This is a genomic window from Methanorbis rubei, assembly GCF_032714495.1.
GTDB classification, from domain to species: Archaea; Halobacteriota; Methanomicrobia; order Methanomicrobiales; family Methanocorpusculaceae; genus Methanocorpusculum; species Methanocorpusculum rubei.
The window spans coordinates 173,139-199,871 of record NZ_JAWDKB010000004.1; the positions used below are offsets into that span (position 1 = coordinate 173,139).

A 26,733-nucleotide genomic window follows, 5' to 3' on the forward strand; every position below is an offset into this window, starting at 1 on the left:
GTGTAGATCTCAAAAAATCAAAAATATATTCCGTGCATTCTGGCGCCGCAGGCGTTCTCCGTGCATTTTTGTTTTCCGTGAAACTCCGTGTGCTCTGTGCATTCTGTGGTTACTCCAAGAAAAATTATTTTGAAAAAAAAATTTTCAAATAAAAAAAGATTAGATCCAGCCGGTCAGAAACTGCCAGAGGTTTGCAAGACCGGTCATGAGAATCTGCGTCATCATCTCAAGGTCAACGCCGAGAAGCGGCGTTAAGAAGATGAAGAAACAAAACGTTGCCGCCATACTTCCGATGTTGGCGCATGCCGCAACAAGCAGAATGCGAAACAGGGGGACGGAAAGCATCTCGCTAACGGTGTCGGCTTTTGCAATTGCTTTCAGATCTCCTGCGGTTGGCGGCCGCATCTTTGCCTCAACAATTGCCGCGAACCATCCTGCGGCAAGGAACGGATTCAGCGATGTCATCCATGCGAGAGCCGCAGCGGTTGCTGCCGAGAGCGGATGGCCGCGGGCGAGAAGTGTTGCAGCACCGGCAAACAATGCATGCAGCAGCACCCAGTAGATGATTGCCCAGATGAGCAGCTCGGTTGCACCGGAGAATGCGATCGCAAGAATGATCACGGCAAACATTACGACGAAAAGTCCGCCGATTATTTTTCCCCATGGATAGCGTTTGGGGCGGGCGAGGAGTTCAGCGACCGGTGGAAGAGTGGAAGGGTCCTCGCGGTATCTCGTGATGCCGGGCACATGTCCTGCGCCGACAACCACGACCGCACGTTCGTAGTGACTTCTTTCCAGATCAATTACGCCGTGCGCGAGATAGGCATCACGTTCATCGATGAGTGCCCGGGCCCCGTTCGGCGAGAACTTGTGAAACTCTTCGAGCGCCATCTCGATGATGTCAGGATTCGTCAGCTCATCAATTGAGATCTTGTCAATTCCGCCGACCGAATCGTCTTCATCTTCATCGGCAAACATCGACTGCAGCAAAGCCCAGATCAGTTTGATCTTTTCGAGGAGCTTCATGCCTCCCCAGAAGCGTGCGAGCGTGATTTTGATGTCGCGGTCAATGAGAACAACTCTGATATTGCGTTCTTCGGCAAGCCGGATCGCTTCCTTCATCTCAGCTCCCGGTTCAATGCCGACGTTCATGCCGATTTTTCTCTGGACATAAGCCAAAATCCACTGAACCAGCATTAAGGTGAAGTTGCCTTTCAGGAGATCCTTGATCTCAGGTGACTCGGGTTTTTCTGCTGTCGGTTCAATTCCGTTTGCAGCATCCTCTGCCTCTTTCATCTGCTGCTTGAGAGCGGCAAACCTTCCCGGATCCAGTTCGATGGCAATGACGTCAGGGTTATGCGTGTCAACTGCTTCGCGGACTTCGTCGATACTTTTCTGCGAAACATGGGCGGTTCCGACTATATGTATTTCTGTCATAATTTTTCCGGCGGTATGGTAATTAGATGCGCTCCTCTGCTGTCGAACACAATCGTTGACCCTGAGATTATACTATGTTTTTGATACTGTTTCTGGGTCAGAGAAAATTCTTCATCTTCTGCATCCCTTCGTCTCAGAAGATCTTTTGTTATCTCTTCGGCATCTTTTGTTTTTTCTTTGGCTTTGCAGCCAGGGCATTCTGAGATGATGAATTCGGTGTCGTCCAGCATGAATGGATAGGTGCGGCAAATGTGTGGACGGTTCTGATAGATGGTGCAGCGGTTGTTTTTGAGAAATATGCAGTTGCTGTCTGCACTTCTGCGAATCACCCATCCAAAGGTGATTCGAGCGTCCGTCTCGGTGATCCATTCCGGGTACGGTTCAACGATCTCATTCCAGGCGAGATCTACCGCGTCCATGATGGTTTGAATTTCCGGTGGCGAGACCATCACTTCGTTGTTATCTCCGCTGCAGCATGCGCTGCAGCAGAGACAGTGAAATCCTGCTTCTTCAACACATGTTCTGATGAGTGCAATCTCGTCCATTACTGATAGATCTCAACATGGTTTTTGACGGCAGCCTTGATCTCTTCAGGAGTGCAGCCGAGAAGGCTTGCAAGAAACATTGCCCCGCCAGCGCCTGATCCTTCCTTGATCTCGCCTTTTGCGTAGCGGGCAAGGCCTGCATGACCGAGCTCGTCAAATCCGGGATCAACATAGTAGGCATCAGCGCCAATTGCCGCAGCGGTTTCGCGGAATGTTGCTGAAGTATCATTATAGACATAGGAGGTGGTTACGATATCTGGGACAGTGTTTCCAAGAGCCCTGATGACGGCTGCTGCTGCGAGCATCTGGGTTCCTCCGGCGAGGAAAAGTTTTCCTGTGTAGCCTTCCGCAACTCCTGCGGCTACCGGAATCATGGGGTCGCCTATCATCGAGACGATTTTGAGCGGGTCAGAGACTCCTGCCTCTGCAACTTTTGCCACTGCTTCTGTTGCGATCTCTTCTTTTCTGCTGACCGGATTTTCCACCAGACAGCTGCTGACTTTTGCGTTGTAGCCAAGCGCGCGCAGTACGCAGAGTGCGGTTGTTGTTCCGCCCGGGAGGCACTCGCCAAGCACCAGCATATCACTGGTCTGCGAAAGGTACTCGCCGATCCATCTTCCTCTCTCATAGAGTATCTCTGCTTCGGGAACTGCGTTGCCGAGCCGCGGGTCTCCGCCGATTTTGCCACCAAGGTTCATGTGCGGCACGGTAATGTCTGACTCAATGCCGGCAGAGATCATGAGCGGCCGCATGCCGATCAGATCCATCATGGCAAGCGTGAGGACCGCAGGGGTCGGGCATCCGGTCGGTGTGTTCGGCGTGATGTTTGCGGATGTGATCTCTCCGTTGATGATGAGCTCTGCATCAAGCGGGGGAACAAGCAGACTTTTTTCCGGACTTTCTCCGGCACCCGAAACTCCTGGGATAGTGGACACAAGACTGTTCGCAAGGATGAGCGCGAACATGGGAGATTCCGGTTCGAAGTCTGCCCGAGCTGACACAAAAGACATAGTAGAATTTTATTGTGTCTGCAAAGATTATCAAGACCTCTGATTCCCGGATATTTTTGCAAAAATATTTTCTCCGACATCACGCGTGGACGCATTTCCTCCAAGATCAGGTGTGACAATTCCCAAGGCAAGGGTCTGCTGCACTGCCGCTTCGATTTTTTCTGCTGCATCCTGCACTCCCAGATGCTCAAGAAGCATTGCCGCACTCCGAATGGCAGCTATGGGATTTGCAATACCGCGGCCTGCGATATCAGGCGCGCTTCCGTGAACCGGTTCAAAGAGTGCATGATTTTTTCCGATGTTTGCACTTGGCAGCATCCCGAGTCCTCCGGTGAGATATCCGCACGTATCACTGAGAATATCTCCAAACATGTTTGTCGTTACAATCACGTCGTAACGATCTGGATGAAGCAGCACGTCAAGACACAGGGCGTCAATAAACATGGAACGGATCGAAAGATTCTGTGTTTCTGCAACAGCGATGCAGATGTCACGGAAGAGAATGTCTGACTTTAACACGTTTGCTTTGTGTCCGATCACCAGCGGTTTATTTTGATTTCTCTGAATGCTGATCGAACAAGCTTTCTCTGCGATTCGTCTGCTGCAGTCTCTGGTAACCACGCGAAGCGTGGTTGATCTCTCTTCTCCGATTTCTTCAATACCAGAGTAGAGGCCCTCGGTATTTTCCCGGACAATCACGAGATCAACCGATTCAGATTTGACGGGACGAATGTTTGCATAAAGGTCGAGCTCGTGACGTATCTGAAGAAGGATGCTTTTGTACTCCGGGTCAGGAGGGGTGGTGACTGCCCCGAACAAAATTGCATCCATCTCTTTGAGTGTTTTCATGCTCTCTTTGGAACATGCCGAGCCGGTTTTCTTCCACTGATCAAAACCGAGCTCTACTCGGACGAACTCTGCGTCCGGCAAAAAAAATCTGAGAATTTTTTCTGCTTCAGGAATTACTTCTCGTCCGATGCCGTCTCCTTCAACTACTGCAATCTTCGTCATCATCCTGCACCTTTGTTGAGAGATATTTAGCGAGCCCGCCGGCAAGAAGAATCTCCTGCATGCGCATCGAGAGAGGCGTTGCTTTGCAGGAAATATTTTCTGTTGTAATTTCTGCGGTCTCCGAGTTGTATGTGATCGTCATTCCCTCTTCGCAAAAAAAATCTGCTTCAATGATGTAGAGTCCGTAGTTGATGCTGTTCCGGAAAAATATTCTCGCAAATGATTGTGCAATGACTGCACGCACACCTGCTTCCTTGAGAGCCACAACTGCCTGCTCACGTGAAGAGCCGCAGCCGAAATTTTTTCCTGCGACAAGTACTGCGCCGTTCATTTTTTTGGCGAGACAGGGATCATAATCCTCGAAGACATGATCGACCCAGATCGATTTGTCGATGGTTCGCAGATAGCGTCCGGCAATTATCATATCAGTGTCAACATCTTCACCGATCACTACCGCATGGCCTGAGATGATCATTTCAGTCTCCTCCCAAAAGAGAGTCGGGTGATGTTATCTCTCCGGTCAGGGCGCTTGCCGCAGCAGTTGACGGGGAGCAGAGATAGTACTCTGCTCCAACGCCCATACGATTCTTGAAGTTGCGGTTCGCTGTTGAGAGACCAAGCTCCCCTTCTCCAAGAACTCCCATGTGAACTCCAAGGCATGGCCCGCATCCCGGAGGACAGATGACGCATCCGGCATCAATCAGATCAGTGATGATGCCTGACGAGGCCGCTTTGCGGTAGACATCCTTTGATGCCGGAACGATTAATGTTCTGACCGCAACCTGTTTTCCTCTGACGATGTTTGCAAACCTCTGAAGATCTTCATAGCGTCCGTTCGTACATGTCCCGACAAGAATCTGATCAACCGGCGTTTCTGCGTATCTGCTTACCGGAACTGCCGTGTCCACTCTGTTATCCACTGCAAGAAGCGGCTCGACTCTCTCAAGATCCAGATAAATTTCCTTTTCATAATCACAGTTCTCAGGTTTTTGCAGTGAGATCATTTTTTCCTCGACGCCGTGATTTTGCAAATACTTTTTCGTGGTCTGATCTGCATAAAAGAGTCCGGTTTTTGCTCCGGTCTCAATAGCCATGTTGCAGAGCGTAAGCCTTCCTTCCATTGGCATTGCCTTTGCTCCTTCACCGATGAACTCCAGAGCTTTGTAAGTGCCTCCGTCCATTCCAAGATTTTTGACATAAGTCAGTGCGACATCTTTCGCTTCCGCATGACCGCAGAGTTTTCCGTCCAAATGAATGCCGATGGATTTTGGTACGCGAAACCATGTCTGACCGGTCGCCCAGATTCCTGCCATGTCGGTAGCGCCAACTCCGGTAGCAAATGCCCCGAGAGCTCCAAGAGTACAGGAGTGAGAGTCTGCCCCGACAACGATTTCATTCGGGAGACAGATGCCCTCACTCATTATCTGGTGACAGATTCCAGAGCCCACATCATAGAATGAGAGATGTTCTTCTTTGGCGAAACTGCGGAGATGTCTCTGAAGATTTGCGGTCGTTGAGTTGTTTGCTGGAGCGATGTGATCATATATTATGGAGATCTTTTCCGGATTTTTCACTCCTTCACTTTTCATTCTGAAGTTACGAAAGGCTTCGAGTGCCTGAACTCCTGTTCCGTCATGCGCATACGCCCGGTCGACTTTTTTATCCACATAGGATCCTTCTTCTCCGCCAAGTATTCTCACCGAAAGCGTTTCCTTCATGATGCGCTGCTCCTCGTTTCCGCAATAATTTCAGAGAGATACTCTGCGGTTATACTCTGTTTTGCCTCTGCGGCCGCTTTGATTTTCTCAAGAATTTCATCAGTCTGTTCGTTTGAACAGGTGTATCCTAATGTTGTGAGGATGTGTTCGAGTCCTTTTCGTCCGGTATGTTTTCCGAGCATGAGTTTCTGTTTTGCTCCAACCATCTCGGGCGGGTAGTACTCATAGGTTTGCGGGTCTTTGATCAAAGCGGCGATGTGAATTCCGCTTTCATGCACGAATGCATGTTCGCCAACCACGGGTTTTGTTTTGGCAACCAAAACTCCTGAGTACTGTTCCACAAGTTTTGACAGTTTGGTGAGCTCTGTCAAATCGTATCGGTCTGTTTTGTTATGCATCCGCAATGCTACCAGAACTTCCTCCAGCGAAGCGTTGCCGCACCGCTCTCCGATTCCGTTTACGGTTGTGTGAAGCTGAAACGCTCCTGCCTGTGAGGCGGTGAAGGTATTGGCGCTCGCAAACCCGAGATCGTTGTGGCAGTGAACACACAAAGGATTTTTCAGATCCTTTTTGATTTCTCTGACAACGTCATACATCATTATCGGTGTCATGCATCCGATAGTGTCCGCAAAACTGCTGTATGCAGCTCCGCGTTCCGCTCCCTCGCGGTACATCTGTTTCAAAAATCCAATGTCTGTTCTGGATGCATCTTCAGCGGAAAATCTGACGCTCAGACCATGATCAACTGCATAGTCCAGCATGGAAAGTGCCGTGTCCAGCATTTGTTCGCGCGTTTTATGATATTTTACTCTGATATGCAGGTCTGATGTTGCAAAAAATATGCTTACCAGATCAACTCCGCAGTCGAGTGCCGCATCGATATCTGATTGCACACATCTGGCAAGACAGCATATCCTTGAGGGAAGTTCCATCTCTACAATTGCCTTTATGGTCTTTTTTTCTTCGGTCGAAACACTTGGAAATCCTGCTTCGATTATTTCGATTCCGATGTCTGAGAGACTCTGCGCGATATCCTGTTTTTCTTTGCAGGTGAAGGATACGCCCGGAGTTTGTTCTCCGTCCCGCAGCGTTACGTCACAGATTTCAATAGGGAATGATTTCATGATGTTCCTCTTTTGGGCATGTTCCTGATACGATGAGTATTTTCAGTCCGTTTTGTTCTGATTTCAGTTCTTTTTCAAGTTCTTCGATCTCGTCTGCGGAAATTGTTCTCGGATGAAAGCAGGAGAGATACCTGGTAATGTCCGGACATTTCTGTCCGCCGGTCATGGCGAGTGTTCTGTTTTGTAAGATAATGCAGAGAAGCGGATGTCCTTTTTCTGCAATGTCAATGAGAGCGTTGAGTCCTGAGTGCAGTACCGCATAATCTCCACAGAGAGCTACTCCGGTACTTTTTGCGGCTACTGCCGGAGACGAGCCAAGACCATAGTTTGCAAGAGAAAGTGTATAGGGTGGTTTTCTTGCAAGCAGTGAACATCCGGTATCGACAATTATTTTTTGATTGTTTTCTTTCAGGAGAGACAAAAGCGGTTTGTAAGGGCAGTGTCTGCAGAATGTTGTTATGCTCCCCGCATGTTCGTAGCTCTTCGGAATTTTTTGCTGATAATTTTTTTCTCCTCTCATTTTTGCGGTGACGTTTTCCGCATGTTCGCACATTCCTTTCGTTGTCAGATCTTTCGGAAATTCATTTGCCGGAGATGGTCTGCGTGTCGGCAATGTTTGCCACTCGGTTTCTCTTTGAAGAATCGGCGATGCGATTCGTATTACCGCAACACGGGAGTAGGTCTCTGACTTCTCCATGGCAGACTCAACGATGCTGTGAAGTTCATCAGCATTCGGTTCAAAGATCGGCACGTCTGCGAGGTCTCCAAAGATGCAGGAGTTTTGTCTGGTCTGTGAGGCGGAGAGTTCAATGTCATCTCCCGCAACGATTACCACTCCTGCGCGTACTCCCTGCACGGTCGCGGTTACTAATGGATCCGAGAGTGTGTTCATGCCAGCATTTTTCACAATCACTACACTTCGCCTCCCGGAAAGCGAGTCACCGAGGGCATACTCAAGTGCGACTTTTTCATTGATCGTGTACTCTGCGCCACACAGCTCGGCAAGTTCTGTTACCGGATAACCTGGGACTGCGTATCTGGTGTCTGATGCCTGATGGATCGCTGCTGACAGTATGTCTAAACTTCTGGCCATGTTCTCCTCGTACTTTTCTCAGGTCTGGTAGTGCTATTCACGTTAACGGATTTTTCGTTAACGAATTTTCCGTGATCGTACTATGAACGTAACCATATATCTTTTTTTTGTCAGCTCGCTCTGACCCACATTACAAAAAAATCTGATTTTTCTTTCCATTCAGGACCCATCGGGAAATTATTATAATCGTTCCAGACTCCAAGAATAATAGATATGAAGTCAGTTCGTGCCCTGCTGCAGTTTACCACGATCCTTCCTCTGGGAACTCCCTCAGACTTTGATCAGTTTGCGCGCCGGAGCTGGCTCTACCCGGTTGCAGGCTACGTGACCGGAGCGGTCGCAGCCCTTCCCGGTATTCTTGCCTGGTACTTCGGGTACTCAAACTCTCTTGTGATTGCCGCACTCACGCTCGCACTGGCAATTTTCATTACCGGTGCGAATCATCTTGACGGACTGCTCGATCTCGGTGATGGACTCATGGCGCATGGAAGCCGCGAGAAACGAATCACCGCGATGACTGATCGCAATATCGGTGCCGGCGCGCTCTCGCTTGGGATGATCATCCTCTTGATCACCTTCACGGGGCTTGCTTCCCTTTCCCCTCTCGTAATTGCGATGGCAGTTTTTTGTGGGGAAGTGTTTGGCAAAATGGTGATGGGTCTCTTCTCCGCACTTGGCAAACCATTCCATGAAGGAATCCAGAGTTACATTTACGGACTTTCCAAACGAAGGTTTGCCGTCTATACCTGCATTCTTGCGCTTCCGCTTTTTTTACTGCCGGAAAAAATAGTTGTTGCCGCAGGGTTTGCCGCGGCTTTGTTCGTATTTTTCGTTCTCTGGTATGTTGCACGCAGATGTTTTGGCGGCGTGAACGGGGATGTCACGGGTGCAGGCAATGAGATTGCCCGTGCCGCAGTAATCCTCATGTTTGCTTTTTGTATCTGAATCAGCGTCTGCGCGAGAGCGTGGCAAAGCCGGTTCCGGCATCGTCCGCGCACTCGATATCAGTTGAGTTCTTGTCTTCGATAACCGTATTGAACATCATCATCCCTTCCATCAGATGCTGATCCATGGGGAGCCCGCCTTTTGATCCGCGAAGAGACTGCGCGTACGGGTTTGGCGTCACGCGTCTGTTTACTCTGATGCCCGCACAGTGCGCGCAGAATACGCAGGTGCTGTGGACAGATACTTCCTTTCCCTGGCACATAACGGTCGCTCTTCCGTTTTCTTTTTTATTCAGGGGTAATGTCTTCATAACTCAAAATACTGCCTCAAATCCCTATTAGTCTATCGATTTCATTATTTTTCGACACACGACGAAAAATCCTATTTCATAGATTATTTTATATGGTTCCACATCGAATCTGTTATACTCGTATTGAGACAGGTATATGCGCTCTGCATTATCTATCAATGAGTCAAAGTGGAGATAAATTACTATGGCAGCAGAAAAGCCCCACATGAACCTTGCCGTTATCGGTCACATTGACCACGGTAAGTCCACCACTGTCGGTCGCATTCTCTTCGAGAGCGGCGTCGTACAGCAGCACGTCCTTGATGGATACAAGAAGGAAGCAGAAACCAAAGGTAAGGGAACTTTCGAGTTCGCCTGGGTAATGGACTCCCTCAAAGAAGAGCGTGAGAGAGGTATCACCATTGATATCGCCCACAAGAAATTCGAGACTCCGAAGTACTCTTTTACCGTTGTAGACTGTCCAGGTCACCGTGACTTCGTCAAGAACATGATCACCGGTGCATCCCAGGCTGACGCAGCAATCATCGTTGTGTCCGGAACTGAAGGCCCGATGGACCAGACGAAGGAACACGTTTTCCTGTCCAAGACCCTTGGTATCAACCAGATCATCGTTGCAATCAACAAGATGGACGCTGTCAACTACTCTGAAGAGAAGTACAACGATGCAAAGGACAAGATGTCCAAGCTCATCGCCTCTGTTGGTTTCAAGCCGGCCGAGACTCCGTTCATCCCAATCAGCGCATTCGTTGGTGACAACATCAAGACCGCCTCTGCAAACACCCCGTGGTACAAGGGTAAGACCCTTCTTGCAGCACTTGATGACTTCAAGCAGCCTGACATGCCAACCGACAAGCCGCTCAGACTTCCGATTCAGGATGTGTACACCATCTCCGGTATCGGAACTGTTCCAGTCGGCCGTATCGAGACCGGTGTCTTAAAGAAAGGAATGAAAGTTTCCTTCATGCCGGCCAACGTCGAGGGAGAAGTTAAGTCCATCGAGATGCACCACGAAGAAATCCCGCAGGCAATGCCCGGAGACAACGTTGGTTTCAACGTCCGCGGTATCGCAAAGAACGATGTCCGCCGCGGTGACGTCTGTGGTCCGACCGAGAACCCGCCGACTGTTGCAGAAGAATTCCAGGCACAGGTCGTCGTGCTCCAGCACCCGTCCGTCCTGTCTGTCGGATACACTCCGGTCTTCCACTGCCACACCTCCCAGACTGCATGTATGTTCATCTCCCTTGACAAGAAACTCGACCCACGCACTGGTCAGGTCAAAGAAGAGAACCCGGCATTCCTGAAGGCTGGCGACGCAGCAATCTGTACCATCCAGCCGACCCGCCCGCTCGTTATCGAGAAAGCAAAGGAACTCCCGCAGCTCGGACGCTTTGCAGTCCGTGATATGGGTATGACCGTTGCTGCAGGTCTCGTTCTGAACGTTAAGCCGAAGCAGATGAGATAATTTCATCTATCACGATATTTTTTGTGGTGATTGATTATGCAGAAAGCCAGAATACGCCTTACTGGAACGGATTATGAAAAAGTGGAAACGGTTTGTACCCGTATCCGAGAGATTGCAGAACGTACCGGTGTAAATCTGGCAGGACCCATTCCGTTACCAACCAAGCGGCTTATCGTGCCGATCCGGAAGAGTCCGGATGGAGAAGGTACCGCAACATGGGATCGCTGGCAGATGCGCGTTCACAAACGCCTCATCGACCTTGACGCTGATGAGCGTGCGCTCAGACAGCTGATGCGTATCCAGGTTCCAAAGGATATCAGCATCGAGATTGTTCTGGAGAACTAAATGGAGGAAGGGCTTATGCCCGCCCCAACCTTTTTGTCACAAATTCAAAGTCGTGTTCGTATTGAGCACGTGTTTTTTGCTATTCTGATTGTTGCTATAATTTTGAGATTTGCGTTTTTGGATCTCAAGCTGTTTCATCATGACGAGGCTATTCATGCATGGTTTTCGTACAAACTTCTGACCGAAGGAACTTACATTTATGATCCTGTGTATCACGGCCCGTTTCTGTACTATGTGACGGCCGGGATGTTCGCGCTGTTTGGCGATTCAGATCTGGTTGCAAGAATTCTTCCATGCATCTTCGGGGTTGCACTGATTCCATTAGTGTATTGTCTCTACCGGATGGAGTACCTCTCCGGAAAAGTGGCCATTATTGCTGCAGCTTTCATGGCGATTGCTCCTGAACTGATCTACTTCTCACGGTTTGTACGAAACGATATCTTCGTGGTGTTCTTTTCACTGCTGATTGTTGTTGCATTTCTGGCCTGGATTCAGAAAGGAAAGTGGTACTATCTGCTTATCGCAGGAGTCTCCGCAGCTCTTGGAATGTGTTCCAAGGAAAATATGCCGCTTGTTCTTGTGACATTCGGACTGTTTTTCCTCTACCTTGTCTGGAGCAGAAAGTTTGTGTTCCCCAAGATGTGGCTTCGCGATATAGTAATCGCAGTGATCGCATTTGCCGGAGTCATCTGTCTGTTCTATTCATCGTTCGGCGCACATCCGGAAGTGATTTTTACCGCAGGCCAGTCCGCCATATCACACTGGCTGGACATGCATGGTCAGCAGAGAATTGGAGGGCCGCCCTATTACTACATGCTGCTCTTCGTGCTCTACGAACTGCCGATTCTGATTCTCGCAGTTGTTGGAGTGATTCTTTGCCTGCGTCGTCCGAACGATGCCCAGAAACCAAAAGAAGCTGTTCTTGAAACTGCGGACACCGAACTCTTTGAGAGTTCTGAAGAAACAGTCTCCGCCGAACCTTTGGCTCCCGCGAAAAAGAAGTTCTCGCTTGTTGATCTTTTCCGTCGTCCGGAACGCCCTGTCTTGATCAACCGTCAGGAAGAGTTCATCAGATTTGCCATCTACTGGACGATCATCGCCTGCCTCACCTATGCCTACATCGGCGAGAAAGTTCCTTGGCTCTCGCTGCACCAACTGGTCCCCATGATCTTTGTTGCAGCATATGCGCTTTCGTTTGCCGGAAAGTACACCAAGCCTCTGATGATCATCGCGTGTGCTTTCCTCTTGGTCATGACATTCCATGTGGCGTTCACGCCTGCTGACATTGCAGAGCCAATTGTGCAGGTCCAGAACTCCGAAGATCTCGTGGTAATGATGGCAGAAATGGATGCTGCCGACAAAATTGCGATAGCATCCGATCAGGCCTGGCCGTACAGCTGGTACTATCGGGGTGATGCCTGGAATAACATCAGCTATTACGGGAAAAAGATCTCTGAAGACAGTATCCTCTCAGGAAACTTTGACATTGTCATGATGCATGACGGTGACAGTTATGAAAGTCTCCCGGGATACGAAAAGAAAACAATCCGTTTAAGCTACTGGCTTGACGGTGGTGCTACCGGCACTAATCCCGGATGGTTGACGTACTATCTCACACGTCAGGGAAAGATTGGCAGCATCAACACGGATGTGTTTACGAAGATCTCTTCGTAACTTTTTTTTTTGAAAATTTCGGCTTTGATCATAGATTCGTTTATTGGCAAACACTATTTGGTATTGTTTGTTGCTTCGCCCACGACTCGCATGCCTTCGACCTGCTCACTGCTTCGCAGGAAAAAAACGGACCACACGGATATTTTGCAGAAAAAAACATCACGGAGCAGACGTGAACATCACGGAAATGAATTGTTTTTGGGTTCTGTGTTGTTCACGCCTCTCAGTGATTTTTTAATATCTGTGTCTTCCTGCGAAGCAGTAAGCAGGCTAAAGGCATGCGTTCCGTTTTTCCGTGGGAGGCGGGAGTTAATGGGCAACGCCGAAAATTTTATGCGAAAATATTTCTGCACACTCACGTGGAGTAACCACAGAATGCACGGAAATATCACGGAGTTTCACAGAAAAAATCGCATGCCTTAGGCCTGCTCACCGCTTCGCAGAAATGCACGGAGAACGCCTGCGGCGCCGGAATGCACGAAAAATTTCCGAGATAATTTATTCTCTTTTATTCTCTCAAAATATGAAAAATATATTTCGTGCATTCCCGCAAAGCGGTGAACAGGCCGCAGGTGTTCTCCGTGCATTCAGTGATGTTCTGTCTGCTCTGTGCATTTCGTGGTTACTTCACATGAGACCAGAGACAGCTAAATCCTCACATTCAAATTTTTGCAGGTCGATGTAGTACCACAATGACCACGCCCAGGATCGAAAAAGTTCTTCACGCCTCTATTGATAATCTGTATGCAGGCAGTGAGGATTTTCTGCGGGAAATTGAGACCGGTTTAAACAGTACCCGCATCTCGTCACCGCGGGTAGGATATCAGGGTGTTGCCGGATCATTTGGCGAGCAGGCGACATTGGAATGTTTCGGCTCGTCTGCTGATACCATCCGAAACTACAATGAGTTCGATGATGTGCTTGCGGCGCTGGAGGCAGAGGAGATCGACTATGGTGTTTTACCGATCGAGAATTCAACCGCGGGAGATGTTCTGGAGGTCGCAGACATCATCACCACACATAACCTCTACATTGTCGGCGAACACATCATTCGGGTCCGTCACAACCTTCTCGGGGTCCCGGGGTCATCCGTCGAAAACATTCAGGAAGTTTACTCGCACACGCAGGCGATCAGCCAGTGCCGGGAGTTTCTCCGCACACATTCAGGGATGACGGCATACCCGTATGCAAACACTGCGTTCGCCGCAAAACATGTCGCGGAAACCAATGACCCGACGAAGGCATCCATCAGCAGTCTGCGTGCCGCAGAGTTGTACGGTCTTGCGGTTCTTGAGAAAAATATCCAGACAGCGAAAAATAATTACACGAGGTTTGTGATCCTCTCGCGTCACATGGAAATCTCTGAGAAGTGTGATAAGATCAGTCTTGCATTCTCCACAACCCACACGAGCGGTGCACTCTACGGCGTGCTCTCCCACTTTGCCTACAATGGCCTGAACCTTCTGAAAATTCAGTCGCGGCCAAAGCCGATGACGCCCTGGGAGTATGTCTTCTTCTTGGATCTCGCGGGAAATCTCGAGCAGGCAAATGTGCTGATTGCGCTCGGAAAAGTTCGGGAGCAGAGCAGCTGGTTCAAGCTGCTCGGAAATTATCCTCAGTTCCCGATGGAATAAGAGGAGGCCGCACTTCAGCCCACGGACCACACGGACCACACGGATATTTCACAGAAAAACATCACGGAGCAGACAAGAACGTCACAGAAATATTGTTTCGAGTGTGAGTTCCGTGATTTTCTCGTCTGCTCCGTGATATTTTTCTGTGAAATTCCGTGTGTTCCGTTTTTCCGTGGGCGACTCAGAGAGAAGCAACCAAGCAAGTAAGATTATGATTTCATCCTTCCAACATATCCACAATATTATGGCAGATACCGATACTCATTATGCCACGCTGGGTATTCCGCGGAATGCGACCGCCGAGATGATAAAGAAGGCCTACATCGCCCTGGTCAAACAGTATCACCCTGACCGTGCGGGCTCAGACGAGGATAAACAGGATGAATACAACGAGCGTCTGCTCAAAATCATGGCAAGTTATGAGGTTCTCGGAGATCCACAAAAGCGTGCCGAGTACGATGCCTGCCTCTCGGAAAATACTGATGAACAGGTCTGTGCCCCGCGGGGAAAAAAGATGGGCGGCATGCCGATCAAAGGCGGAGACATTGAGACTGATTATCCGATCTCACTTGCTATTGCTGCATACGGCAAAGGAAAAATTCCGATGAAGGTTGCAGGCGAGCGTGTGGTCGTCAAGGTCTACCCGGGCGTGCGCCGTTACCGGCTTGAAGGTTACGGAGTTCCGGTCGAGCCCGGAAAACCACGCGGCGATCTTTATGTGAATCTGAAAATTATTCCCGAAGAGAACTGGGAGCTTGATGATGTGACCAACAATCTGATCAGAAAACTCCAGATAACCCCTAAGCAGGCCGAACGCGGAGGACCGGTTCCTGTTCAGCTGCTGTTCAATAAAATACTCAAGGTCACCGTTCCGGCAGATTCGAAAACTGGTGACCGGTTTGCCCCGCCGGAAGGAAAGGGGCTTGGCGTGATGTCGCCGAAAAAGAAGGGAGATCTGATCATCGAAGTGGAAGTTGCAGAGAAGAAAGGATTTTTGTCCGGAATTTTTGGGAAGTGAGAGAGATGACTGAAAAAAAACCCGGTAACCTGACGGCTGCTGATTTTTATCATGCGATGTACAGACGATTCGACGCGGCCGCAGCAGAAGGAGAAACCGCGCTTGAGATTACCGCAGGTGATCTGCATAAAGTCCTGAAGGCCGCAAACCGTCTCTCGCTCTGCTGCAACTGCCTCTATGATATGCAAAACATCGGCGACGTCATTTTACAGGCGCCATCTGGCGGTGTTGGCGCGTCACTTCTGGTTCACTACGCACTTCCACGCGAGAAAGGTCTGCATCTTGAGAAAAGCATCTATCCTTCCGTGCTGATAAAATCCCAGTCAGAGATGCGGACACGGCAGATGGAAGAGCTTGCGAGTGTACACCCGATCTTTCGCGATCTCGGCATGATCGCAAGACAGAAAAAATCTGAAGTCTCTACCCGCAAACTCTGCGACATTACCGAGGCTACGGCAGAACTTATCTGCCGGATGCAAAAAATTCGAATCGACAACAAAAAATTCGGTACAGTCTGTTCATCCATCGGCCGCACCGGCATCCTGAGTCCCGAAGGATTGTATGCGCTGGACTTCGTGCGCATCATTGGCAACACACATGCACGAAAAATTCCTGACGCGTATCTCATGACGCCCGAAGTGTTTGCCTACGCTGCCCATGCATTTTTGATCTTTGCCGATGAAGTTGTGGACAAGCGGTTGATCTGGTAAAAATCTGAAGAAAAAATAAATTTATAAAAAAAGGACTTACACGGTGTGATTCTGATGCATGCAACTTTGCTTGGAATAACCACTGAATGCACGGAGAACGCCTGCGGCGCCGGAATGCACGGAAAGATTTCCGAGATAATCTATTCTTAATTATTTTCTCAAAATTTGAAAAATATATTCCGTGCATTCCGGCGCCGCAGGCATTCTCCGTGCATTTTCTTTTCCGTGAAGCTCTGTGTGTTCTGTGCATTCCGTGGTTACTTCGAATGAGGCCAAGGAAATAAATCACAAACAAAAACTCATCACTGCATAATTCCTAAAAAAATAAAAAATAAAAAAATATTTTCCAGAACTTACGTTCCGTGATTCCAGCTGGACATGTACTCTTTCTGCTCAGCTGAAAGTTCGTCCAGTGTTGCGCCAACCGCCGCAAGTTTCAGCCGTGCGATGTACTCATCCATCTCTGTTGGCACATCGTGAACGCCGGCAGAAAGCGTGCGCCCAAACTTTGCCACATACTCAACCGACAACGCCTGCACCGCAAAGCTGAGGTCCATCACTTCGATCGGATGGCCCATACCTTTCGGCGTTGCGAGGTTGACCAGTCTTCCTTCCGCAAGCAGGTGAATCTTTTTGCCGTCGATGATGTAGGTATCAATACCGTCGCGGTGCTCGACAGCTGCTGCGTGTTCTGCAAGCCAGATGCCATCGATTTCATTGTTGAAGTGGCCGGCGTTCGAGAGAATTGCACCCGACTTCATCAACGGGAAGTGGCGGCCGGTGATGATGCCGCAGTTGCCGGTCGTTGTAACAAATAGATCGCCAACCTTTGCCGCCTCAATCATACTCATCACATCAAATCCGTCGAAGTGTGCCTGAAGTGCGCGGCGGGAATCGATCTCGGTCACAATCACGCGTGCTCCAAGTGCCCGCGCTTTGGTTGCAACACCGCGGCCGCAGTAACCGTAACCGGCAACCACCACATGACGGCCTGCAAGAAGCACGTTCGTGGTCAGCATGATGGATGCAAGCACGCTCTCGCCAGTTCCGTGCACATTATCAAAATAATGTTTCATTGGCGTATCGTTTACCGCGATAACCGGAAACTCCAGCTTTCCGTCAGCCTGCATTGCACGCAGACGGTGGATACCGGTCGTGGTCTCCTCGCATGCGCCGATAATTTCCGGCAGCACATCGCGGCGGTCGATGTGAACACGGTTGATCAAATCCATACCGTCATCGATCGTAAGTGTCGGGCGGGCATCGAGAACTTTATCGATAGCCGCATAGTACTCCTCGGTATTGCATCCGCGCTTTGCATAGCAGGCAATCCCTCCTTCGCGAAGGGCTTCAGCCACATCGTCCTGCGTTGAGAGCGGATTACATCCGGTAATGTAGACCTCGGCCCCTCCTGCGGCAAGTGTTCTAACCAAACATGCGGTCTTTGCCTCAACATGGAGCGCCATACCGATGCGCTGACCTGCAAGAGGCTTCTCCTTTTCAAACCGCTCACGAATCGCGTTTAAGACCGGCATGTACTGTGCGGCCCACTGAATTTTCTGTTCTCCGGTATGAGTCATTGCCACACAAGTTGGTTTTGCAGGAAGATAATAGCAATGATAATTTTTGCAGACTTCCAACTATACCTGCATGGGACTTACACGGCGGGTTATTCCCTGTCTTGATCTCAAAGACGGGAGAGTTGTCAAAGGCGTAAACTTTGAGGGGCTGCGGGATGCAGGAGATCCTGTTGAGCTCGCGCGGACCTATAATGAACAGGGAGCTGACGAGGTGGTGTTTCTGGATATCGCTGCTTCCAAAAATAATCGCGAGACGATGGTTGATGTTATCGGAAGAGCTGCCGACCAGCTGTTCCTTCCCCTGACGGTCGGGGGAGGCATCCGCACCACCAAAGATATTCAGGAGATTCTCCGCGCGGGTGCAGACAAGGTAAGTCTGAACACAGCTGCTGTAAAGACGCCTGAGGTTATCAGCGAAGGCGCAAAATTGTTTGGCAATCAGTGCATTGTGCTTGCCGAGGATGTCCGGCGAAACTATGAGATGCGGGATGGTGTAACCCCGGTTCATCTCCGCGACGGCAGGACCTGTTGGTATGAGGTCGTCATCTACGGCGGCAGTCAGCCGACCGGTATGGATGCAATTTCCTGGGCGCAGGATGCAGTTCATCGCGGTGCAGGAGAAATTCTTCTGACGTCAATGGAAACGGACGGGGTGAAGACCGGTTTTGATCTGGAGATCACTGCGGCAATCTCGGATAACGTGGACGTTCCTGTGATTGCTTCGGGGGGTGTTGGGACGCTGGAACATTTCTATGACGGATTCGTGTTTGGGAAAGCGGATGCCTGTCTTGCGGCGAGTGTGTTTCATTACGGCGAGCTGACGGTCCGTGATGTGAAGGAGTACCTCTCCTCACGCGGCGTTCCGGTGCGGCTGTGAACAGCTGGGACGCGGACTACTCTGTTCGCGGCAGATTGTGGGGCGGTGCTGCGGGAGAACTTCCCGCCCTTCCGACAGGAAGCCGCGTTCTTGAGTGCGGCTGCGGCAACGGCAAGACACTTACTGCGATGAACTCCTGCGGCTGGAATGCTGTCGGCGTTGATATCTCTCCTGCGGCAGTTTTTCTCGCAGAAACCGCAGGATGTACTGCGATCACTGCTGACATCACTGCTTTACCGTTTGCGGATAATTCGTTTGATGCGGTGTTTGTCTGGCATGTGCTCGGTCATCTGCCGAGGACATTGTGGCAGCCTGCCGCAAGTGAAATACGCCGCGTTCTCACGAACCCTGGGATACTTTTTTTCAAAGGATTTTCCCGCAATGATATGCGGTGCGGGAAGGGAACCGAGATCGAACCTTTCTCCTATCTTCGGGGTGATGGGATTGTCACGCATTATTTTTCCGAAGAGGATCTCCACGAAGTATTTGGCGCAGGAGAACTAACCAGAGTTTCATGGAGTATGCGTGTTCGCGGAACCGAGTACGAGAGGGAGGAGCTGTGCGGAGTTTTTTTGAGGAGTCCGTATGAATGATCCGATCGTTGGCGACTGGGAGAAGGCTGTCTTGTTTGCCGGAAGAATGCACTGCCGGTTTTACCCTGACAACACCGGGGTTGCCATCGGCAAAGTTCTCGGCCACAATATCAATGAGCCGTTTACCTGGCAGTGCAAAGGATGCGGGGTCTATCATATTTGTGCTCACGGACACGAGCATGATGTCTGCCTTTCGGGCGACCGGTTGGAGACCGTGTTCCAGGGCCATGCCCTCGACATGGCGCGGGTCAGATACACAAAATAATTTTTGCAGAAATGAATATTTTGAAACGCGAATAGCGCGAATAAAAAATCGCCAATGGCGATTTTCAGAAAAATTGTACGTGTTTTTCGAACGATTTTTTTTTTCAAACAATAAATTATTCTGGTAAGATTTCAAAAATCGCCATTGGCGATTTTTTTTATTCGCGGGATTCCGCGAAGCGGTGAGCAGGCCGTAGGCATGCGATTCGCGTTTCAAAAAAGTTTGAAATTTTTTAATCCCTGTTCTTGATCTCAGCAGAGATCTTTGTCAGGAACTCTTCGGGCGTCATTGAGACCGTGTTGCTGTCGCGGGTACGAATCGAGATAGTTTTCGTCTCCAGCTCTTTCTCGCCGATGATGATCATGTACGGAACTCTCTCGGTGTACTGGGCCTGCCGGATCATATATCCAATCTTTTCATTGCGGTTGTCAAGCTCGCAGCGAATCTTCGCATCTTTCAGCATCTGATACACCTCAGATGCGTACTCCTCACTCTTTCTTGAGACCAGCAGAACCTTTGCCTGCATTGGTGCGAGCCAGACCGGGAACTTGCCTGCGAAATGTTCGGTCAGAATACCGATAAACCGCTCGATCGATCCAAAGCAGACGCGGTGGATCATAATCGGCCTTGGCCGCTCATCGTTCTCATCAACATATGAGAGGTCGAAGTTGTTCGGCATCTGGAAGTCGAGCTGGATTGTTCCGCACTGCCAGGTACGCCCGATGCAGTCACGGAGATGGAAGTCAATCTTCGGTCCGTAGAATGCACCGTCCCCCTCATTGATCGTGTAAGGAAGATTCAATTTGGTGAGGGCATCTGCAAGACCGTTCGTTGCCGCCTCCCAGTCCTCGTCGCTGCCCATGCTGTCCTCAGGCCGGGTTGAAAGTTCGAGGAAGTACTCGAATCCGAACTTGGAGTAGACCTGATCAATCAGACCAACCACTGACGAAATCTCGTCGGCAATCTGATCTTTTCGCATGAAGATGTGAGCGTCGTCCTGCGTAAAGCTGCGGACGCGGAACAAGCCATGGAGTGTTCCTTTCATCTCATGGCGGTGGACAATACCAAGCTCTGCGAGACGAATCGGAAGCTCGCGGTAACTGTGCGGCTCGTTGGCATAGACCATGAGGGCGCCGGGGCAGTTCATCGGTTTGACGCAGAACTCCTCGTCATCGATCGTGGTCGTGTACATGTTTGCCTGATAATGATCCCAGTGGCCGCTTGTTTCCCAGAGATGGCGATTCATGATCAGAGGCGATGAGATCTCCTGATACCCGTTTGCCACGTGAAGCTCGCGCCAGTACTCAATTAAAGAGTTCTTGACGATCATGCCGTTTGGCAGGAAGAACGGGAATCCCGGACCCACATCCTCGAACATGAACAGCTTCATGTCTTTTCCGATCTTGCGGTGGTCGCGGCGCTCGGCCTCTTCGAGAAGCTTCAGATAATCTTCCAGCTCCTTTGAAGTTGCAAAGGCGGTTCCGTTGATTCTCGTCAGCATCTTATTTTTGCTGTCGTTCTTCCAGTATGCGCCGGAGAGACCGGTGAGTTTGAAGGCCTTCAGGGTCTTGGTGTAAGTGAGGTGCGGGCCCACACACATATCGATGTATTCGCCCTGTTCATAGAAACTCAGCGGCTCGTTTTCGTCAAGGTCTGCGATGTGTTCGGTCTTGTACGGTTCATTGCGCTCTTCCATGAGTTTTAACGCGTCCGCACGATTGAGGATGAACGGTTTTACCGGCAGGTTTGCCTTGACAATTTCCTGCATCTCTTTCTCGATTACCGGGAGGTCGGCGTCTGAGAGTTTGGTGTCTCCCAGATCGACATCATAGTAAAATCCCTTTTCGGTTGCAGGTCCGTAGGCAAATGACGCATGGGGATACAGACGTTTCACTGCCTGAGCGAGTACGTGGGCTGCCGTGTGGCGTATTACGTGCAGTTCCTCTTCTTTTGGGCACTCTCCCGTTTTTCCGTCGTTGTAAATTACTTTCATACCTATTTCCTTGTCCGTGAAAATCAGTTTCAGCGGTATGTATAATTTTCAAAAGCTGATGTGTGCCCTCAGGTTTTGAGGGCATGCAGAGGTGTTCTCTGCTTTCAGCTCAAGATAACCGTACCTGTTTTGGTCTTGTAAGGCATATGTGTTTTGGTACTGGAAGCATTTCATAAAATCATATTTTTTGGCTTTGGAAGAATTTTTTGAAGATCGTCCATGATTGAATATCGAATGTGGGTTAATGGTATACACATCTATATCTGTCATTAATTTGTAATGAATGTCCTATGAGTGATTTTCCGAAAAAATGTGAAAAACTTTTCATTTCTGAGGGATATCCAACTGAATATTCGCATATTGCATGGGGTGATATGAATATGCAGTTTTATGGATATATACAGGGATACAAAAATGCCGCTGACACACTAATCATCCACGCATTAGAAAAAGGCTGTCCTTTTGTTTTAGATACGTGTGTTTTTCCTGTGTGTTTTCTCTATAGACAATACATAGAACTCGCACTGAAGAAAATATATCTTTCAAATACTAAAGACACAGAAGAGGAAAAAAAGACGCACGTTACAATCTTGTCAGCATGATCTTAGGAAAATCTGGTCAAAAGTGAAGGTATTGATTCGCTCTGATTTTCCTGATGATGACAAGTCAGTCCTCAATGTTGTTGAAGATTATATTAGCCAATTTGCCAAAGTGGATAAAAACTCATTTGCATTCAGATATCCGATAACCAAAGATTTGACTCTGATAAATGATAAGGAGAAATTTATCAATCTCCGTAATTTGGCGGAACGCATGGACGAATTAGAATCTTTCTTATCTACTGTAAGTGGGGTAATGTCTACTCATCGTGATTTTGAAAAGGAAATGGCGTTATACTACGCTTCGGAGATGGATGGTTATTATTAATTCAAAAAACGAGAAAATTTCATTTTTACATGGTCTCCACACCCTCATTATAATCTGATTTCGTTCCTGTGATATGCTTTATTAGCGTCAACGCGATGACTACGCAGCCTCAACATGCGGTTAGTTTTGTTTCAGAATTTTGAATTTCCACAACCGAATATTTCTGAAAAAACATAACAAAATTTTAGAAAACGGGCCTAAAGGGATTTGAACCCCTGACCTACGGATTAAGAGTCCGTCGCTATTCCTGACTAAGCTATAGGCCCAACAAAAACATTCAACCACACAACAAAAGCGGGCCTAAAGGGATTTGAACCCCTGACCTACGGATTAAGAGTCCGTCGCTATTCCTGACTAAGCTATAGGCCCTTTTGCGATGCCTGTTGACCTAATTAGATTAGACTCATCTATATTTATAGATTTCTTCACAGCTGCCGTCCTCTCAAGGCGGCGGCGTTGGATCTGTATTTTCTGGTTTTTTTCTGAAAAAGTACCGGTAACACTCATCCAAAAAATATCTGTAAATCTGTAGAGCCTGCGGTTGAATTCTAAAATAATTCGTTTTTATCCGTTCTTTGGAACTCTCGGGCGTACCCGTGAAAAAGATCCGGAGGTCCTACATTAATATCCAAACAGCACAAACATTGGTTACATGGCTGAGAGTGATGGGGTTCTGCCGACTAATAACCAAACTCATAAAAAAATAAAATATATCATCCTTGGTAGCGGCAGTATCGGCTATAATGTCCTCGAGGAACTGAAGGAAAATGACGAGAACGTACTCGTCATCGACATCAATGAAAAGCGTATAGAGGACCTGCGCGATCACCGCCATCAGGCAATGATCGGCGACATGACCGATCCGACTCTTATCACCAAGATTCCGGAGCCGGAGGTTGCGTTTGTTTTATCAGCTGACAAGGATGCAAACCTTGCAGCTGTACAGATCCTGAAGAAAGCGTACCCGCAGACGCATGTCATCGCCCGTGCGCTTGATCCGTTCTCTGCTGATCAGTTGGTGGATCATGGCGCGGATGTGGTTTTGTATCCGCAGCAGGTTGTTGCAAAGTCTGCCGTCAACCACATGAACAATCTGGTCGCTTCACGAAACGCCCAGAAACTTTTCTCACTGCTCAGTTCATGGACCGGAACACTTGGCATCATCACGCACAAAAATCCTGACCCGGACGCAATCTCAAGTGCCATGGCGCTTGCCGCAATTGCGACAAGTGCCTCAGGCGGAAAACTTGCGACCAGAATTCTCTACGAAGGAAACATCGGTCATCAGGAAAATCGTGCGTTCGTCAACCTCCTTGAGATCAAAATGGAACGCCTGACTCCGGAGATATTTTCCACCTGCAACTATCTTGCGCTCGTGGACTGTGTTGCTCCGGGCATGAACAATGATCTTCCGCCGGATGCACCGATCAACATCATCATCGATCATCACAGTGCAGAAGGAATCACCAGAGTCAAAAAGCCTGAGTTCCTGGACTCCCGCCCCAATGTCGGTGCGACTGCGTCGATTATGACACAGTACTTACAGGAACTGTATCTTCCGATCGATAAAAAAGTTGCAACCGCTCTTTTCTATGGTATCCGTGCTGACACCAAAGAGTTCCAGCGCAATATTTCTCCGCAGGATCTTTACAATGCTGCATATCTTCTGCCTCTGACCGACCGCTCGCTGCTTGAGGTTATCATGGCGCCGTCTCTCTCTCAGGAGACGCTGGATGTTCTCGGCAACGGAATTGTAAACCGTGATGTCAGGCACGGCTATCTGTTCTCAAACGTCGGTTATGTCAGAAACCGCGACGCAATTCCGCAGGCTGCTGACATGCTGCTGAATCTGGAAGGTGTCACAACAGCAATGGTTTACGGAATCACCGACACCAACATCACACTTTCCGCGCGCAACAAAGACATCCGTCTGCATGTCGGCGATGTGATGAAGGAAGCGTTTGCTGATATTCCGGGGGCTTCTGCCGGAGGTCATGCCACTATGGCTGCACTCTCCATTCCTCTGAACGCGTTTTCGCTGGTGAAGGACAAAGAAGAGCTTCTGTCGATGGTAATCGATCCCGTGCTCTCCAATTTCATGAGACTTGTCGGCATCTCCGAGGTTGAAGGGGATGAAAACTGAGGAGTGGGAACCTTACTACTCCGAAATTCTTGATTTTTTTGGATTCTCCCGTGATGATGACGAGCGTGCGGCAGAAATTCTTGCTGAAATTCTTCCCCGCGACGACATCGACCTGCTGAAACAGACGATTGCCGGAAACTCCTGCATCGTCTGCGGCAACGCTCCTTCGCTTGCAAAAGATATTGCAAAAACTGATTTTTCGGGCAAAGTGATCATTGCCGCAGACGCCGCGGCACGAATTTTGCTCAAGCACGGACATCGGCCTGACGTCATCATCTCAGACATCGATGGGATGGACGATGATTTTCTGGCGATGAACAACAAAGGAACGATTCTTGTTCTTCATGCGCACGGCGACAATATTCCTCTGGTGAAGTCCTGGGTTCCAAAAGTTGCGGGACCCTTTGTTGCCACAACTCAGGCCACTCCGTTGCCCCATGTCTACAACTTCGGCGGATTTTCCGATGGCGACCGTGCGGTGTTCTGTGCTCATGAACTTGGGGCCGCGTCCGTCTCCCTGATCGGTTTTGATCTGGATGACTCGTCTGTGGATCCGGTCAAGCACGGAAAACTGATGATCGCAAGAAAACTTTTGAAGACCCTTGGCTATGATATCTGACGCAGTAATCATCGATGGCTATGTGGATGAGCCGGCATGTCTCGGCGTTCCGCCGTACATCTCTCCGTACATCAGAACGGTTGCCGGTGTGTTTGCCGAACGAAATATTTCCACAGACTACGTCACCATCGATCAGCTGAGAAAAGATCCGCTGCGGCTCGCAAAACTTTCCGGGCACAAGTTTGTGGTGATGATCGCAGGCGTCACGGTTCCGGGAAAATATCTTGCCGGAACTCCGGCGACCTTAACCGAACTCCAGCAGATAGGATTCATGCTGCGCGGCAGAACAGTTTCTCTTCTTGGTGGGCCGATAGGATTCGGTTACTCGCCAGAGGGTGGTGCAAAAGCTGTTGCTCAGGCGATTGCCGGGTGGTCAGCGATGCTCTCCGGAGAGCCTGCCGCAGCGCTTGACGCATATCTTTCCGGCGGCGAGCCCGACGGTCTCTGCAATTACGCTGACCTTGACCGGTGGGCGGTTCTCGGTGCTGGCATCATCACAAAACATCCGTTCTATCCGTACGTGATGTGCGAACTGGAGACCGCGAAGGGATGTTCCCGCGCGGTCTCCGGCGGGTGTTCGTTCTGCACCGAACCGTTTTACGGCCTGCCCAAACAGCGGGATGCTAGCGCCGTCCGCGACGAAGTTGCGGCGCTTGCCGCATCAGGTGCACAGCATTTCCGGCTTGGCCGCCAGCCTGATCTTCTCGCCTTCGGCGCATCAGGCGGCGGTGAGTTTCCAACGCCGAACCCTGATGCGCTCGCGGACCTCTTCACCAAAATCCGCGAGGCGGCTCCCTCCTTGAAGACGCTTCACATCGACAACGTGAATCCGGGAACCATCGCGCGGCATGAGGATGCCTCGCGCGAAGCGCTCGCGGCAATTGTTGCTGGCCACACCGCAGGAGACATCGCCGCATTTGGTATGGAGTCTGCTGACCCCGCAGTTGTTGCGAAAAATAATCTCAAAGGTGATGCCGACGCTGTGTTTCGGGCAATTGAAATCGTCAACGATGTAGGCGCGGTGCGCAACGCAGGAGTTCCGGAACTTCTTCCCGGCCTGAACTTCATCGCAGGACTTGCCGGAGAAACTCCTGATACATTTTCTCTGAACGCGGCATTTCTCAAAAAAGTTCTTGACGCAAACCTTCTGGTCCGTCGCGTCAACATCCGCCAGCTGATGCCATTTGAAGGAACGCGGGCATACACCGACAACACCCTTGGCAAGCATGACAAACTCTTCCATCAGTTCAAAGACAGTGCTCGCGAATCATTCGACGTTCCCATGCTCGCGCGGGTGTTTCCTGTGGGCACCGTTCTTTCGGATGTCATCATCGAAGTGTCGGGAACCACATCATTCGGTCGACAGATGGGGACGTATCCTATCCTCTGCGGCGTTCCTTTGTCGTTGCCGGTCGGAACCGTGCTTGACCTTGCCGTGGTATCGTACGGCCAGCGGTCGGTGACCGCGCTGCCGGTACCAATTCAGATCAACTCACTTGGCCCTGCCGCGCTCAAGTGGCTGCCCGGAGTCTCCAAAAAATCTGCGGCAAAAATTACTGCCGGAAGGCCCTACCATGATGCGGCAGCTTTTGCAGCAGCTGTGGATGTCCGTGAACTTGATCCTCTGCTAAAACTGATGAAGTTTGTGTAGATTTTACTCATAAATTCGTTTTATTGGCAACTAACATTCGTCGTAGCTC

At 49.7% G+C, this 26,733-nt stretch carries 26 protein-coding genes and 2 tRNA genes; 15 read left to right on the forward strand and 13 right to left on the reverse strand.

Annotated features, from left to right (window positions below; genetic code table 11):
- Positions 1 to 159: 159 nt before the first annotated feature.
- From McpCs1_RS05825 to McpCs1_RS05860, 8 genes are read right to left on the reverse strand one after another with little or no spacing between them, the layout of a single operon-like run.
- Positions 160 to 1,437 (reverse strand): TraB/GumN family protein, encoded by a 1,278-nt coding sequence (locus McpCs1_RS05825; protein ID WP_338096317.1) that lies wholly within the window; start codon positions 1,435 to 1,437, stop codon positions 160 to 162.
- Positions 1,434 to 1,982 (reverse strand): YkgJ family cysteine cluster protein, encoded by a 549-nt coding sequence (locus McpCs1_RS05830; protein ID WP_338096318.1) that lies wholly within the window; start codon positions 1,980 to 1,982, stop codon positions 1,434 to 1,436. Before McpCs1_RS05830 ends, McpCs1_RS05825 begins: the two co-directional genes overlap by 4 nt.
- Positions 1,982 to 2,992, reverse strand: a complete 1,011-nt coding sequence (gene cobT / locus McpCs1_RS05835) for a nicotinate mononucleotide-dependent phosphoribosyltransferase CobT (protein ID WP_338096319.1) — start codon at positions 2,990 to 2,992, stop codon at positions 1,982 to 1,984. Before cobT ends, McpCs1_RS05830 begins: the two co-directional genes overlap by 1 nt.
- Before the next feature lie 30 nt (positions 2,993 to 3,022).
- A complete protein-coding gene (locus McpCs1_RS05840) occupies positions 3,023 to 4,003 on the reverse strand; it encodes an isocitrate/isopropylmalate dehydrogenase family protein (protein WP_338096320.1) in 981 nt (326 codons plus the stop codon).
- The gene (locus McpCs1_RS05845) at positions 3,981 to 4,478 is read right to left on the reverse strand and encodes a LeuD/DmdB family oxidoreductase small subunit (protein ID WP_338096321.1); all 498 of its coding nucleotides are present in this window, start codon (positions 4,476 to 4,478) and stop codon (positions 3,981 to 3,983) included. The genes McpCs1_RS05840 and McpCs1_RS05845 overlap by 23 nt, the downstream gene beginning before the upstream one ends.
- Before the next feature lies 1 nt (position 4,479).
- Positions 4,480 to 5,721, reverse strand: a complete 1,242-nt coding sequence (locus tag McpCs1_RS05850; RefSeq protein ID WP_338096322.1) for a 3-isopropylmalate dehydratase large subunit — start codon at positions 5,719 to 5,721, stop codon at positions 4,480 to 4,482.
- Positions 5,718 to 6,845: a homocitrate synthase family protein gene (locus tag McpCs1_RS05855; protein WP_338096323.1), complete on the reverse strand. Its 1,128-nt coding sequence runs from the start codon at positions 6,843 to 6,845 to the stop codon at positions 5,718 to 5,720. The genes McpCs1_RS05850 and McpCs1_RS05855 overlap by 4 nt, the downstream gene beginning before the upstream one ends.
- Positions 6,826 to 7,938 carry a thiamine pyrophosphate-dependent enzyme gene (locus McpCs1_RS05860; RefSeq protein ID WP_338096324.1) on the reverse strand — a complete coding sequence of 371 codons (1,113 nt, stop codon included), beginning with the start codon at positions 7,936 to 7,938 and terminating at the stop codon, positions 6,826 to 6,828. The genes McpCs1_RS05855 and McpCs1_RS05860 overlap by 20 nt, the downstream gene beginning before the upstream one ends.
- A gap of 213 nt (positions 7,939 to 8,151) precedes the next feature.
- Between McpCs1_RS05860 and cobS the strand changes: the two genes are divergently transcribed.
- Positions 8,152 to 8,883 (forward strand): adenosylcobinamide-GDP ribazoletransferase, encoded by a 732-nt coding sequence (gene cobS / locus McpCs1_RS05865; RefSeq protein ID WP_338096325.1) that lies wholly within the window; start codon positions 8,152 to 8,154, stop codon positions 8,881 to 8,883.
- 1 nt (position 8,884) lies between these two features.
- Here cobS and McpCs1_RS05870 read toward each other — a convergent pair whose 3' ends face one another.
- Positions 8,885 to 9,193 carry a hypothetical protein gene (locus tag McpCs1_RS05870; protein WP_338096326.1) on the reverse strand — a complete coding sequence of 103 codons (309 nt, stop codon included), beginning with the start codon at positions 9,191 to 9,193 and terminating at the stop codon, positions 8,885 to 8,887.
- A gap of 184 nt (positions 9,194 to 9,377) precedes the next feature.
- On the opposite strand from McpCs1_RS05870, the gene tuf reads away from it, so the two are divergent.
- The 6 genes from tuf to McpCs1_RS05900 all read left to right on the forward strand — a co-directional run bounded on the left by tuf (position 9,378) and on the right by McpCs1_RS05900 (position 16,036).
- Entirely contained in the window at positions 9,378 to 10,655 is a 1,278-nt protein-coding gene (gene tuf / locus McpCs1_RS05875) for a translation elongation factor EF-1 subunit alpha (protein ID WP_338096327.1), read from the forward strand.
- A 36-nt stretch (positions 10,656 to 10,691) separates the two neighbouring features.
- On the forward strand, positions 10,692 to 11,000 hold the full coding sequence (rpsJ, locus tag McpCs1_RS05880; protein ID WP_268922324.1) for a 30S ribosomal protein S10: 309 nt from the start codon (positions 10,692 to 10,694) through the stop codon (positions 10,998 to 11,000).
- Between the two features lie 15 nt (positions 11,001 to 11,015).
- Positions 11,016 to 12,674 carry a flippase activity-associated protein Agl23 gene (locus McpCs1_RS05885; protein ID WP_338096328.1) on the forward strand — a complete coding sequence of 553 codons (1,659 nt, stop codon included), beginning with the start codon at positions 11,016 to 11,018 and terminating at the stop codon, positions 12,672 to 12,674.
- A gap of 692 nt (positions 12,675 to 13,366) precedes the next feature.
- On the forward strand, positions 13,367 to 14,308 hold the full coding sequence (gene pheA / locus McpCs1_RS05890; protein WP_338096329.1) for a prephenate dehydratase: 942 nt from the start codon (positions 13,367 to 13,369) through the stop codon (positions 14,306 to 14,308).
- Positions 14,309 to 14,552: 244 nt separating this feature from the next.
- Complete coding sequence (locus McpCs1_RS05895; RefSeq protein WP_338096330.1) at positions 14,553 to 15,326, forward strand: DnaJ domain-containing protein; 774 nt, start codon at positions 14,553 to 14,555, stop codon at positions 15,324 to 15,326.
- Positions 15,327 to 15,331: 5 nt separating this feature from the next.
- A complete protein-coding gene (locus McpCs1_RS05900; protein WP_338096332.1) occupies positions 15,332 to 16,036 on the forward strand; it encodes a hypothetical protein in 705 nt (234 codons plus the stop codon).
- A 353-nt stretch (positions 16,037 to 16,389) separates the two neighbouring features.
- Here the strand turns inward: McpCs1_RS05900 and McpCs1_RS05905 are convergent, their stop codons facing one another.
- Complete coding sequence (locus McpCs1_RS05905; protein ID WP_338096333.1) at positions 16,390 to 17,616, reverse strand: adenosylhomocysteinase; 1,227 nt, start codon at positions 17,614 to 17,616, stop codon at positions 16,390 to 16,392.
- A gap of 70 nt (positions 17,617 to 17,686) precedes the next feature.
- Between McpCs1_RS05905 and hisF the strand changes: the two genes are divergently transcribed.
- The 3 genes from hisF to McpCs1_RS05920 are packed head-to-tail and all read left to right on the forward strand — an operon-like array spanning position 17,687 to position 19,351.
- Positions 17,687 to 18,493 carry an imidazole glycerol phosphate synthase subunit HisF gene (hisF, locus tag McpCs1_RS05910; RefSeq protein WP_338096334.1) on the forward strand — a complete coding sequence of 269 codons (807 nt, stop codon included), beginning with the start codon at positions 17,687 to 17,689 and terminating at the stop codon, positions 18,491 to 18,493.
- Positions 18,490 to 19,086: a class I SAM-dependent methyltransferase gene (locus McpCs1_RS05915; RefSeq protein ID WP_338096335.1), complete on the forward strand. Its 597-nt coding sequence runs from the start codon at positions 18,490 to 18,492 to the stop codon at positions 19,084 to 19,086. Before hisF ends, McpCs1_RS05915 begins: the two co-directional genes overlap by 4 nt.
- On the forward strand, positions 19,079 to 19,351 hold the full coding sequence (locus tag McpCs1_RS05920; protein ID WP_338096336.1) for a hypothetical protein: 273 nt from the start codon (positions 19,079 to 19,081) through the stop codon (positions 19,349 to 19,351). Before McpCs1_RS05915 ends, McpCs1_RS05920 begins: the two co-directional genes overlap by 8 nt.
- 232 nt (positions 19,352 to 19,583) lie before the next feature.
- Here McpCs1_RS05920 and thrS read toward each other — a convergent pair whose 3' ends face one another.
- Positions 19,584 to 21,344 (reverse strand): threonine--tRNA ligase, encoded by a 1,761-nt coding sequence (thrS, locus tag McpCs1_RS05925; RefSeq protein WP_338096337.1) that lies wholly within the window; start codon positions 21,342 to 21,344, stop codon positions 19,584 to 19,586.
- Between the two features lie 290 nt (positions 21,345 to 21,634).
- On the opposite strand from thrS, the gene McpCs1_RS05930 reads away from it, so the two are divergent.
- On the forward strand, positions 21,635 to 21,946 hold the full coding sequence (locus McpCs1_RS05930; protein ID WP_338096338.1) for a hypothetical protein: 312 nt from the start codon (positions 21,635 to 21,637) through the stop codon (positions 21,944 to 21,946).
- A gap of 22 nt (positions 21,947 to 21,968) precedes the next feature.
- Entirely contained in the window at positions 21,969 to 22,271 is a 303-nt protein-coding gene (locus tag McpCs1_RS05935; RefSeq protein ID WP_338096339.1) for a hypothetical protein, read from the forward strand.
- Between the two features lie 192 nt (positions 22,272 to 22,463).
- Here McpCs1_RS05935 and McpCs1_RS05940 read toward each other — a convergent pair.
- Positions 22,464 to 22,537, reverse strand: a tRNA-Lys gene (locus McpCs1_RS05940).
- A 29-nt stretch (positions 22,538 to 22,566) separates the two neighbouring features.
- Positions 22,567 to 22,640, reverse strand: a tRNA-Lys gene (locus McpCs1_RS05945).
- Between the two features lie 283 nt (positions 22,641 to 22,923).
- Between McpCs1_RS05945 and McpCs1_RS05950 the strand changes: the two genes are divergently transcribed.
- The 3 genes from McpCs1_RS05950 to McpCs1_RS05960 are packed head-to-tail and all read left to right on the forward strand — an operon-like array spanning position 22,924 to position 26,684.
- Positions 22,924 to 24,414 (forward strand): DHH family phosphoesterase, encoded by a 1,491-nt coding sequence (locus McpCs1_RS05950; protein WP_338096340.1) that lies wholly within the window; start codon positions 22,924 to 22,926, stop codon positions 24,412 to 24,414.
- Positions 24,404 to 25,033 carry a 6-hydroxymethylpterin diphosphokinase MptE-like protein gene (locus McpCs1_RS05955; RefSeq protein ID WP_338096341.1) on the forward strand — a complete coding sequence of 210 codons (630 nt, stop codon included), beginning with the start codon at positions 24,404 to 24,406 and terminating at the stop codon, positions 25,031 to 25,033. Before McpCs1_RS05950 ends, McpCs1_RS05955 begins: the two co-directional genes overlap by 11 nt.
- Positions 25,023 to 26,684, forward strand: coding sequence for a radical SAM protein (locus tag McpCs1_RS05960; RefSeq protein ID WP_338096342.1), 1,662 nt, complete (start codon positions 25,023 to 25,025; stop codon positions 26,682 to 26,684). The genes McpCs1_RS05955 and McpCs1_RS05960 overlap by 11 nt, the downstream gene beginning before the upstream one ends.
- Positions 26,685 to 26,733 lie beyond the last annotated feature (49 nt).

Excerpts from the sequence above, each read along its gene's own strand:
- McpCs1_RS05860 (WP_338096324.1), bottom strand. The coding sequence starts at position 7,938 with ATGGCCAGAAGTTTAGACATACTGTCAGCAGCGATCCATCAGGCATCA.
- cobT (WP_338096319.1), bottom strand. The coding sequence starts at position 2,992 with ATGTCTTTTGTGTCAGCTCGGGCAGACTTCGAACCGGAATCTCCCATG.
- McpCs1_RS05905 (WP_338096333.1), bottom strand. The coding sequence starts at position 17,616 with ATGACTCATACCGGAGAACAGAAAATTCAGTGGGCCGCACAGTACATG.
- pheA (WP_338096329.1), top strand. The coding sequence starts at position 13,367 with ATGACCACGCCCAGGATCGAAAAAGTTCTTCACGCCTCTATTGATAAT.
- McpCs1_RS05855 (WP_338096323.1), bottom strand. The coding sequence starts at position 6,845 with ATGAAATCATTCCCTATTGAAATCTGTGACGTAACGCTGCGGGACGGA.
- McpCs1_RS05960 (WP_338096342.1), top strand. The coding sequence starts at position 25,023 with ATGATATCTGACGCAGTAATCATCGATGGCTATGTGGATGAGCCGGCA.
- McpCs1_RS05845 (WP_338096321.1), bottom strand. The coding sequence starts at position 4,478 with ATGATCATCTCAGGCCATGCGGTAGTGATCGGTGAAGATGTTGACACT.
- McpCs1_RS05840 (WP_338096320.1), bottom strand. The coding sequence starts at position 4,003 with ATGACGAAGATTGCAGTAGTTGAAGGAGACGGCATCGGACGAGAAGTA.
- hisF (WP_338096334.1), top strand. The coding sequence starts at position 17,687 with ATGGGACTTACACGGCGGGTTATTCCCTGTCTTGATCTCAAAGACGGG.
- McpCs1_RS05920 (WP_338096336.1), top strand. The coding sequence starts at position 19,079 with ATGAATGATCCGATCGTTGGCGACTGGGAGAAGGCTGTCTTGTTTGCC.
- cobS (WP_338096325.1), top strand. The coding sequence starts at position 8,152 with ATGAAGTCAGTTCGTGCCCTGCTGCAGTTTACCACGATCCTTCCTCTG.
- thrS (WP_338096337.1), bottom strand. The coding sequence starts at position 21,344 with ATGAAAGTAATTTACAACGACGGAAAAACGGGAGAGTGCCCAAAAGAA.
- McpCs1_RS05930 (WP_338096338.1), top strand. The coding sequence starts at position 21,635 with ATGAGTGATTTTCCGAAAAAATGTGAAAAACTTTTCATTTCTGAGGGA.
- McpCs1_RS05830 (WP_338096318.1), bottom strand. The coding sequence starts at position 1,982 with ATGGACGAGATTGCACTCATCAGAACATGTGTTGAAGAAGCAGGATTT.
- McpCs1_RS05825 (WP_338096317.1), bottom strand. The coding sequence starts at position 1,437 with ATGACAGAAATACATATAGTCGGAACCGCCCATGTTTCGCAGAAAAGT.
- McpCs1_RS05870 (WP_338096326.1), bottom strand. The coding sequence starts at position 9,193 with ATGAAGACATTACCCCTGAATAAAAAAGAAAACGGAAGAGCGACCGTT.
- McpCs1_RS05885 (WP_338096328.1), top strand. The coding sequence starts at position 11,016 with ATGCCCGCCCCAACCTTTTTGTCACAAATTCAAAGTCGTGTTCGTATT.
- McpCs1_RS05850 (WP_338096322.1), bottom strand. The coding sequence starts at position 5,721 with ATGAAGGAAACGCTTTCGGTGAGAATACTTGGCGGAGAAGAAGGATCC.
- McpCs1_RS05895 (WP_338096330.1), top strand. The coding sequence starts at position 14,553 with ATGGCAGATACCGATACTCATTATGCCACGCTGGGTATTCCGCGGAAT.
- McpCs1_RS05950 (WP_338096340.1), top strand. The coding sequence starts at position 22,924 with ATGGCTGAGAGTGATGGGGTTCTGCCGACTAATAACCAAACTCATAAA.
- McpCs1_RS05900 (WP_338096332.1), top strand. The coding sequence starts at position 15,332 with ATGACTGAAAAAAAACCCGGTAACCTGACGGCTGCTGATTTTTATCAT.
- McpCs1_RS05955 (WP_338096341.1), top strand. The coding sequence starts at position 24,404 with ATGAAAACTGAGGAGTGGGAACCTTACTACTCCGAAATTCTTGATTTT.
- tuf (WP_338096327.1), top strand. The coding sequence starts at position 9,378 with ATGGCAGCAGAAAAGCCCCACATGAACCTTGCCGTTATCGGTCACATT.
- rpsJ (WP_268922324.1), top strand. The coding sequence starts at position 10,692 with ATGCAGAAAGCCAGAATACGCCTTACTGGAACGGATTATGAAAAAGTG.